The organism is Mycobacterium sp. 1423905.2, from assembly GCF_001673155.1.
In the GTDB taxonomy this organism is placed as follows: domain Bacteria; phylum Actinomycetota; class Actinomycetes; order Mycobacteriales; family Mycobacteriaceae; genus Mycobacterium.
Genome location: NZ_LZLE01000154.1, coordinates 1 through 8,858, shown reverse-complemented (window position 1 = coordinate 8,858; position 8,858 = coordinate 1). Strand labels below are relative to the sequence as shown.

Below are 8,858 nucleotides of genomic sequence, written 5' to 3'. Positions count from 1 at the left end.
CACATCCGACGCGCCTCATCCTCAACGGTCTGCGCATGAGTCTCAAAACGACCCGCCATCGCCCGCATCGCATGCGGATCGGTCATGAATTGAGAAGTCATCAGTCAATCCCTTTCTTCACAGAGTGTTTCGTCTCGTTCACGTTCATCCGCCGTCTGCCACATCACCCCTATCCGACTCCGGTCCGCGGCACCACGCTCGGCCGGTTCTGGACCACGTGCGCGCCCCCTCCGCCGCGGCCCATCATCGCGGCGGGCATGCTGCCCCCGGCGCCGCCCATGCCCATCGGCATCGGCATCATCGGCATGCCGCCCATGCCGAGGCCCTGCGCCTCAGCGGTGGCGCTGGGCGTCGTTCCCAATCCGGACACCAACCCGCCGCCCGTCCCTTTGGGCGCGGAGCCCGGCCAACTCGGCGGCACCGACATCGCGCCTACCAGGCGGCCCTGACCCAGGCCACCGCCAAATGCTGCTCCTCCCTTACCCGGCGGCTGCACGGGCGCGGCGAGGTCACCAACGAGCTTCGGTGCGTCGGACACACCGCTGGCCAACCCGGCGGCGGCGCCCGTCGCGCCGGCCCCGTTTACGCCTTGCGCCAGCGACATCAGCGGTGACATCAACATGCTGACCGGGAGCATCGCGACCTGCGCCACCGACTCCGCCGACTGCAGCGGCGCTCCCGACACCACCGCCTGCACCTCGGCGAAAACAGCCGGCGCCACGTCGGCGAGCTGCGCACCGATCTGAGATGCCAACCCGGCCAGGTCAATCGGAGGCGGATCGAACGGCGCCAGCCCAGCCGCCACCGATGTCGCGTCGGCGTGATAACCCACCATCGCCGCGACATCCTGTGCCCACATCTCGGCATAATCGAACTCAGTGGCCGCGATAGCGGGGGTGTTCTGCCCCAAGAAATTGGTCGCAATCAACGACGTCAACGACACTCTGTTGGCCGTCACCGCCGCCGGGTGCACCGTCGCCGTCTGGGCCGCTTCGAAAGTCGTCGCCGCGACTCTGGCCTGTGCCGCTGTCACCTCGGCTTGGCCGGCCGCGGCGGAAAGCCATGACACGTATGGCATGGCCGCGGTGGTCATGGCCGCCGACGACGGACCCGACCACGGACCGCGGCCCACGGTGGTGACGATCGAATCGAACGACTCCGCCGTCGTGTGCAGTGCTGCGGCCAACCCCTGCCAAGCCGCCGCCGCCGCGAACAAGGGGCCCGAGCCCGCCCCGGTGTACATCAAGGCCGAATTGATCTCCGGCGGGAAGAGCAGGAAACTCATCGTTCACACCGGGACGGGGGCACCGATTGCCTGGGCAAGCTGTTCGGGCAGGAAGGTCAAGAGGGCCGGGAGTATTCCGCCGAACGGGGTGCCGAAGAGGGGAAGGGTGCCTGACATTCCGAAGACTTCGAGGGTGAGCGAAGCGAACTGGCCAGGAGTCAGAATTCCGCCGAGCGGAATGTTCGTCGTCGTGGTGAGCTCGCCGAGCGCCACGGAAAGGGGCAGGGTCGCATGCCCGTTCAGGAAGCCATTCGCGACGACCGCCGGGGCGTCCAGCAATGCCGCGGCGGCGCCGAGCCCGTCGCCGATCTGCACCGCGTTGACGAATGCTGTTGCGCTGGAACCCAAGGCGTTCACTGCCGTGGCCGCCGGACCGATCGCGTCAAGACCGAGGACCAAAGGCAACCCGACATGAAGAATCCCGGTGTTGAGATCCAAGGTCTGCGACGTATCGCTGAGCGTCAACAGCAAGTTGGTGAAGTGCTGAGAAATGACACCGGGAACCGAGCCTACGGGGAGCAGATTGGTGAAGTTCTGCGCCATCTGGCCAGGAATCGCCAGGATTGGCAACAGATCTCCGAGGGTGCCGGCCGGGGTGATATTGATCAGGAACGTGGTCATGTCTTGGTTGGCGGTAAGACCCGTCAGGAACAGGTTGCCGTAGCTGGTGGCGATGTCGCGCACCGCAGCAGGCGCGTTGCCCGCGACGAGATCCCCGACCGCGGCTTGGAAACCCGCCGGCAAGCCGGCCACTCCGGCGCCGAAATCCTGTGCTGCGCTGCCTAATGCGGTGGCCACCGTCTGGGCGTAACCGATCTGTTGGTTGACGATGCCCTGCAACACACCTGCCGGGTCTGCCGGGACCAGCGCCTCGAGGGCAGCGGGCAGATTGGCGACGTTGGCCGGCAAGGTCTGAATGGCACCGGCGATGGCCTGCCCGTAACCGACCTGGTTGGCGACGAGCTGGCGCAGGAAGGGCGCCGGGTCCTGCAATACCGCGTTTTCCAGGCTTTGCAGGTTGGCGGCAGTATCCGCGTAGAGCGCTTGATATGGTGCGACGACCGTGGTGCCGAACTGCGAAAGTGCCTGCGCCTCAGCCACAACCGGGGCAACCATGTCCGCCGCCGGCCCGTTCAGCAGCGCCTGCTCGACGTTGGCGGTCTCGGTGCTCAGATATGCGCCGGTACCCGCCCGCATCAAGTTGACGAATTGGTCGTGGAACGCCTGCGCTTGGGCGTTGAGCACCTGAAATTCGTTGCCGAAATTCCCGAACAGCGATGCCAGTGCGACCGATACCTCGTCCTGCGCGGCAGCCGCGATCCCTGTGGTGGGACCCGCGATGTCAGCTGCAACGGCGGCTAGTGCCGAACGGATGCCGGCCAGATTGTCGGCCGCATCCTGCATGAGCTCCGGCATTGCGATCACATAGGACATACTCAACTCCCTCGAAGTCATTACCGCCTATTGGAATACGCCGGAAACCGCGTCGCTGTGGTTGAAGAATCCGGAGTCGTCGTTACCCGAATTGCCGATACCGGAGTTGAAGACGTTGGAGTTCGCGATGCCGATATTGTCGAAGCCGGTATTGCCGATACCGGCCAGGAAGCTGCCATTGTTGTTGAATCCGACATTGTTGCCGTTGCCGGAGTTGCGGAAGCCGGATTCGAACGCAAGTCCGGTGTTCATGAAGCCCGACGAGTCCCCGCCGGTGTTGAAGAAGCCGGAAGAATCAAGCCCGGTGGTGCCGAACCCCGAGTTCTTCACGCCGGCCGGGGTGATGACACTGCCGAAGCCGGTATTCAGGTTGCCGGCGTTGAAGGCGCCGGTATTGCTTTTGCCCGAGTTCGCCCATCCGGTATTGATGTCGCCCGCATTGAAGTCGCCGGTGTTGATCGATCCGGCGTTCCAGCTACCGGTGTTCTGGAAACCGGAATTGCCGGTGCCCATGTTCTGCGATCCCCCGTTGCCGAATCCGAAGTTGTTCGACCCGCCGTTGGCCCAGCCGAAATTGTTCATTCCGGCGTTGAGGAAGCCGGTATTTCCCTGACCCGAATTGGTGAATCCGGTGTTGAAGCTGCCGGAGTTCTCGAAGCCGGTGCTGTGACTGCCCGAATTGAAGAAGCCGACGTTTCCGGTGCCCGAGTTGAAGAAGCCGATGTTTCCGGTGCCGGAGTTGCCGAAGCCGATGTTTCCGGTGCCAGAGTTCAGCGCGCCGAAGCCGATCTGGTTGTCGCCGGTGAGCCCGAAGCCGATGTTGTTGTTGCCGGTGTTGCCGAAGCCGAAGTTGTGGTTGCCGGTGTTACCCAAACCGATGTTGCCGTTGCCGCGATTGCCGAATCCCATATTGGCGTCACCGCGATTTCCGCTGCCCATGTTGGAGCTGCCGAGGTTTCCGCTGCCCAGGTTTGCGTCGCCCCGGTTCCCGCTGCCGATGTTGCCGGCGCCGATGTTGCCGTCGCCGGTGTTGTTCAACCCGGAGTTGCCGCTGCCCAGGTTTTGATTGCCGCGGTTACCGTTGCCGAGGTTGCCAACGCCGTTGTTACCGCTGCCGATGTTGCCGTTGCCGATGTTGCCGTTGCCCACGTTTTGATTGCCGGTGTTCCCGCTGCCCACGTTCTGGTTCCCGTGGTTGCCGCCGCCGATGTTCTGGGTGCCGTTGTTGCCGGTGCCCACGTTGAGACCGGCGGTGTTCAGCAGGTTCTGCAGGGTGGTTTGCGCTTGACCGAGGGGCCCAGGCAAGTTCTGCATCGCCTGCTGCAGGGGCGCCAGCCGGGCGGCCACGGCCGATGCCCCGCCGTGATACCCCACCATCGCGGCTACGTCCTGGGCCCACATCTCCTCGTACGCCGACTCCGCCGCCGCGATCGCGGGCGCGTTTTGCCCGAACAGATTCGACATGACCAGCGCGACGAATTGATTGCGGTTGACGGCGACCGTCCCCGGATGGACCATCGCCGACACGGTCGCCTCGAACGCCGACACCGCCGCGCGGGCCTGCCCGGCCGCAGCTTCGGCCTGAGCGGCGGCAGCCGACAGCCACCCGAGATACGGGCCGGCCGCGCCGGCCATGGCCGTAGCCGCGGGTCCTTGCCATACGCCGTCGGCCAATCCCGACGTGACCGAGCCGAACCCGCGGGCGGCCGCGGCCAACTCCCCGGCCAACCCGTCCCACGCCGCTGCAGCCGAGACCAAAGGACCCGGCCCCGCACCCAGATACATCCGCGCCGAATTGATCTCCGGCGGCAATACCGAGAAATTCATCACCGTCTCCTGCTGCATGAGGCGTTGTCGCGCGAGTCAGGATGCCGGTCAGCGCCGGTGTTGAACGTCGGTCAGAAGACGTAATTTCACCGCCGGTGGGGGTCGTAGATGCGCGCCGACCGGGGGTCGTAGCCAGCCGGGCGCGAACTGCGCAGCCAAGAAGTAGCTAAAGTTTTTCGACTCGTGTTGAACCGTTGCTGGCCCATCTGCGTGAAAATGTTCTAGTCACGAGCTCTGCATGAGCCGGCTAGGAAAGCGGAGTGACATGGGCGTGAGTGAGTTCCTGCCGACGAGGACAGTGACCCTGTTGCTCGCGCGCGTCGCCGACTCGACTCAACTGTGGCAGACGCAGCCCAAGGCGACGGCGGCCGCACTCGAGCGCCTCGATCTCAGCCTTTCGAACATGATCGCCGTCCATGACGGTGTGGGGCCCGTCAACCACCACGACGAGCAAGGGCCCGGCGGTTTCCTGGCGATATTCACCCGGGCCGCCGATGCATTGGCATTTGCTGTCGAGTTGCAGCGGGCACCGCTGGCGCCGATCCAGTTACATGTCGCCGTACACACCGGCGAAGTGCACGAGAGCGAGCCGGGTACCTACGTCGGCCCCGCTGTCACCCGGGCCGCGCGCCTGGGCGACTTGGCGCATCCCGGCCAGATCGTCGTCTCGGGCACCACCCACGACCTCGTCGTCGACCGACTGCCCGCCGACGTCTGGCTCACCGATCTGGGCACCCATCAACTGCGCGAGCTCCCCCGCCCGGAACGCATCGCGCAGCTGTGCCATCCCGACCTGCGGGTCGGATTCCCGCCGCTGCACGGCACCAATGACCCTGCGCCGCACGGCCTTCCGTCGCAGCTGACGCGCTTCGTCGGTCGCGCCGCGCAGATCAACGACGTGCGCAAATTCCTGGCCGACAACCGACTGGTCACCCTGGCGGGGGCCGGCGGCGTCGGCAAGACACGGTTGGCAGCACAGATCGCCGAGCAGACGGCACCTGAAGTCGGCGGTGGGGTGTGGTTCGTCGATCTGGCCCCGGTGAGCGATCCCGAGGTCATGCCATTGGCGGTATTGCGTGCGTTCGGGCTGCCCGACCAGCCCGGCCGTTCAGCCATCGACACCCTGGTGCGGTTCATCGGGGACCGCGACGTGCTGGTCGTGTTGGACAACTGCGAACATCTGATCGCCGCGTGTGCCGCGCTGACCGCCGAACTGTTGGGCGCGTGCCCGCAGTTGACCATCCTGGCCACCAGTCGCGCTCCGATCGGCGTTCCGGGTGAATTGACTTGGCGCGTGCCGCCGCTGGCGCTGCGTGACGAAGCGGTCGAGCTGTTCGTCGACCGTGCCCGCCTGGCCCGCCCGGACTTCGTCGTCACCGCTGCCGATGCCGATGCGGTGACCGACATCTGCGGGCGCCTCGACGGCTTGCCGTTGGGTATCGAACTCGCAGCGGCGGCCGTGCGGGTGATGTCGGTGGCCGAGATCCTCGACGGCTTGCGACACCGCTTCCGACTGCTCACTGACGAAGCTGCAACCGCGCCGCACCGCCGACGTACATTGGGGGCCTCCGTCGACTGGTCCCACGCCCTGCTGAGCGAGCCTGAACGGGTCTTGTTCCGCAGGCTAGCCGTGTTCAGCGGCGGCTTCGACATCGAGGCGGCGCGTGCCGTCTGTGGTGATGGTGCCGCGAGCGACGAGCACCACGAGGTCTTCGATCGACTCACCAGGCTGGTGGACAAATCGTTGGTGGCAGCCGAGATCTCAGCCAGCACAACGCGTTACAGCATGCTCGAAACAGTGCGCCACTACGCGATGCGCAAGCTGAAAGCCTCCGGCGAGGCCGACGAGATCCGGACCCGCCACCGCGATCACTACACGCGGATCGCCGCGCTCTTGGACAGCCCCACCGACACCGACCACCAGCGTCGAATCGAGCAGGTGGAGAACGAGATCGACAACCTGCGGACGGCGTTCGCGTGCTGCCGGGAAAGCGACGACATCGAACGGGCGTTAGAACTTACGTCGTCGCTGCAACCGCTGTGGCTCACCCGCGGGCGCATTCACGAGGGGCTGGCCTGGTTCGACGCCGTGCTGACCGAGGAGAAACTGCACCAGGCCGACGTTTCCGCAGTGGTGCGCGGCCGGGCGCTCGCGGACAAAGCCGTCCTGGACGCGTCGCGCAACACTCCGGACAACCTCGGGCAAGCGCAACGCGCGGTGGCTATCGCGCGCGAGATCGACGACCCCGCGCTACTGGCCCGCGCGCTCACTGCCTGCGGCGCCATCAGTTCCTACAGCGCCGAAGCGGCCAGCCCCTATCTCGCTGAGGCGATCGGCATCGCTCGCCGATTGGGCGACCGGTGGCGGCTGACGCAGATCCTCACTTGGCAGGCCTATGGCGCGTTCTACGCTGGGGATCCGATCACCACCCACGCCGCCTCCGCGGAAGGGCTCAGCCTGGCTGAGGCGATCGGTGATCAGTTCCACGCGCGTTCCTGCCGCTGGACGCTTGGCCTGGCGCAGATGATGAAAGGCCAACTCGCCCAAGCCATTGCTGAGTTCCACGCCGTTACCGCCGATGCCGATGCGGCGCACGATGTGCTGTTCAAGTGGGGCAGCCGGCTGGCCCTGAGCAATGCGCTCGCTTATCGCGGCGACACCAATGCGGCCCGCGCCGCGGCCAACGCATCGCTGACGGCTGCGGCCGATTTGTGGCCGTACAACGAAGGCTTCAGCTACGCGGTGTTGGCCACTGCGGCGTTGGCCGCGGGCGACCTCACCGCGGCAGCTGAGGCAAGCCAAGCGGCTCAGCAGCGCCTCGGTGAGCAGGGTGAGCTCGCAGCGGCCAATTTCAACCCGACGGCAGAGATCGCGCTCGCCAGGGGCGACCTGATCGGAGCCGGACGCTGTGCCGATCAAGAGGTCGCCCTCTCGGCTGGCTGGCGGCTGGCCCGGGCCCTGACCACCCGCGCGCGCATAGCGATCGCCAAGGGTGAGCCAGACCAAGCCGAACGCGACGCCCATAAGGCGCTGGCCTGCGTGGTCGAACACCAAGCCCACTCAGCAATACCCGATATTCTCGAGTGCCTGGGACGACTGGCCGCCGACACCGGAAACTTTCGCGACGCAGCGCGAATCTACGCCGTCAGCAACAAAATTCGTGACCACCTCGGCGTCGTCCGGTTCAAGATCTACGATGCCGACTATCAGTCGTCGGTCGCCACACTGGTCGATGAGTTGGGCGAGCAGGACTTCACCAGCGCATGGGCCGAAGGGGCCGCGCTAACTCTCGACGAGGCGGTGGCTTACGTGCGGCGCGGTCGCGGTGAACGGAAACGACCGACCAGCGGCTGGGCCGCGCTCACGCCCACCGAGCGAGACGTGGTGCGACTCGTCGCCGATGGGCTGGCCAACAACGAGATCGCTGCGCGGCTATTCATTTCCCGCCGCACTGTGCAAACTCACCTCACCCACGTCTACGCCAAACTCGGCATCGCGTCGCGGGTGCAGCTCGCCCACGAGGGAGCAAGTCGCGGCTGAGGCTGCACACCGCTAGTCGGGCAATCTACGACCCTCCACCCGCGAAAACTACGTCCTATGACTGACGTTCGGACCCGCTGCTGTTCGCATCCTTGACTCGATTGGATTTCGAGCCGGCGCGGCCGCTGGTTCCCGTGCGCTCGAAGACGACCGAAAGGACCAACAATGTCGTTTCTGGTAGTGGCGCCCGAGATGCTCGCGTCGGCGGCGACGGATCTCGAGAACATCGGCTCGGCCCTGCTGGAAGCCAACGCTGCCGCGCTGGCTCCCACCACGGGTGTGCTGGCCGCCGGGGCTGACGAGGTGTCGGCGGCGTTAGCGTCCATCTTCACCGGTCACGCGCAGGCTTATCAGGCGTTGAGCGCGCAGGCCGCGACCTTCCATCAGCAATTCATGCAGGCGCTCGGTGCCGGTGGGGCCATGTATGCCAGTGCCGAGGCGGCCGCTGCCAACCCGATGCAAAGCCTGCTCGACGCGATCAACGCCCCGTTCCTGACTCAGACCGGTCGCCCGCTGATCGGCAACGGCACCAACGGCGCTCCGGGGACCGGGCAGAACGGGACGCCGGGCGGGTGGCTGATCGGCAACGGTGGGGCCGGCGGGTCGGGTAACACCAACACCAACGGCGGTGCCGGTGGCGCGGGCGGCGCCGCGGGCCTGATCGGCAACGGCGGCGCGGGCGGCGCCGGCGGGACCGCGACCGCCCCCAACGGGATCGGCGGCGCCGGTGGCCGCGGCGGGGCCGCCGGCCTGTTCGGCGCGGGCGGGGCC

The 8,858-nt window shown here is 66.3% G+C and carries 5 protein-coding genes and 1 pseudogene; 2 read left to right on the top strand and 4 right to left on the bottom strand.

The window, feature by feature from the left end:
- The 4 genes and pseudogenes from A9W95_RS27485 to A9W95_RS08595 form a co-directional block, all read right to left on the bottom strand.
- A pseudogene (locus A9W95_RS27485) lies at positions 1-101 on the bottom strand (WXG100 family type VII secretion target); the annotation flags it as partial.
- 68 nt (positions 102-169) lie between these two features.
- Entirely contained in the window at positions 170-1,285 is a 1,116-nt protein-coding gene (locus A9W95_RS08605; RefSeq protein ID WP_067410830.1) for a PPE family protein, read from the bottom strand.
- 3 nt (positions 1,286-1,288) lie between these two features.
- Positions 1,289-2,719, bottom strand: coding sequence for a PE family protein (locus A9W95_RS08600; RefSeq protein ID WP_067410827.1), 1,431 nt, complete (start codon positions 2,717-2,719; stop codon positions 1,289-1,291).
- 27 nt (positions 2,720-2,746) lie between these two features.
- Complete coding sequence (locus tag A9W95_RS08595) at positions 2,747-4,546, bottom strand: PPE family protein (protein WP_067410835.1); 1,800 nt, start codon at positions 4,544-4,546, stop codon at positions 2,747-2,749.
- Between the two features lie 271 nt (positions 4,547-4,817).
- On the opposite strand from A9W95_RS08595, the gene A9W95_RS08590 reads away from it, so the two are divergent.
- Together A9W95_RS08590 and A9W95_RS08585 are read left to right on the top strand one after the other, a co-directional pair.
- Entirely contained in the window at positions 4,818-8,087 is a 3,270-nt protein-coding gene (locus tag A9W95_RS08590) for a LuxR family transcriptional regulator (RefSeq protein WP_067410832.1), read from the top strand.
- Positions 8,088-8,252: 165 nt separating this feature from the next.
- Positions 8,253-8,858: PE family protein (locus tag A9W95_RS08585; RefSeq protein WP_156746082.1), on the top strand; the 606-nt coding region annotated here is incomplete at its 3' end.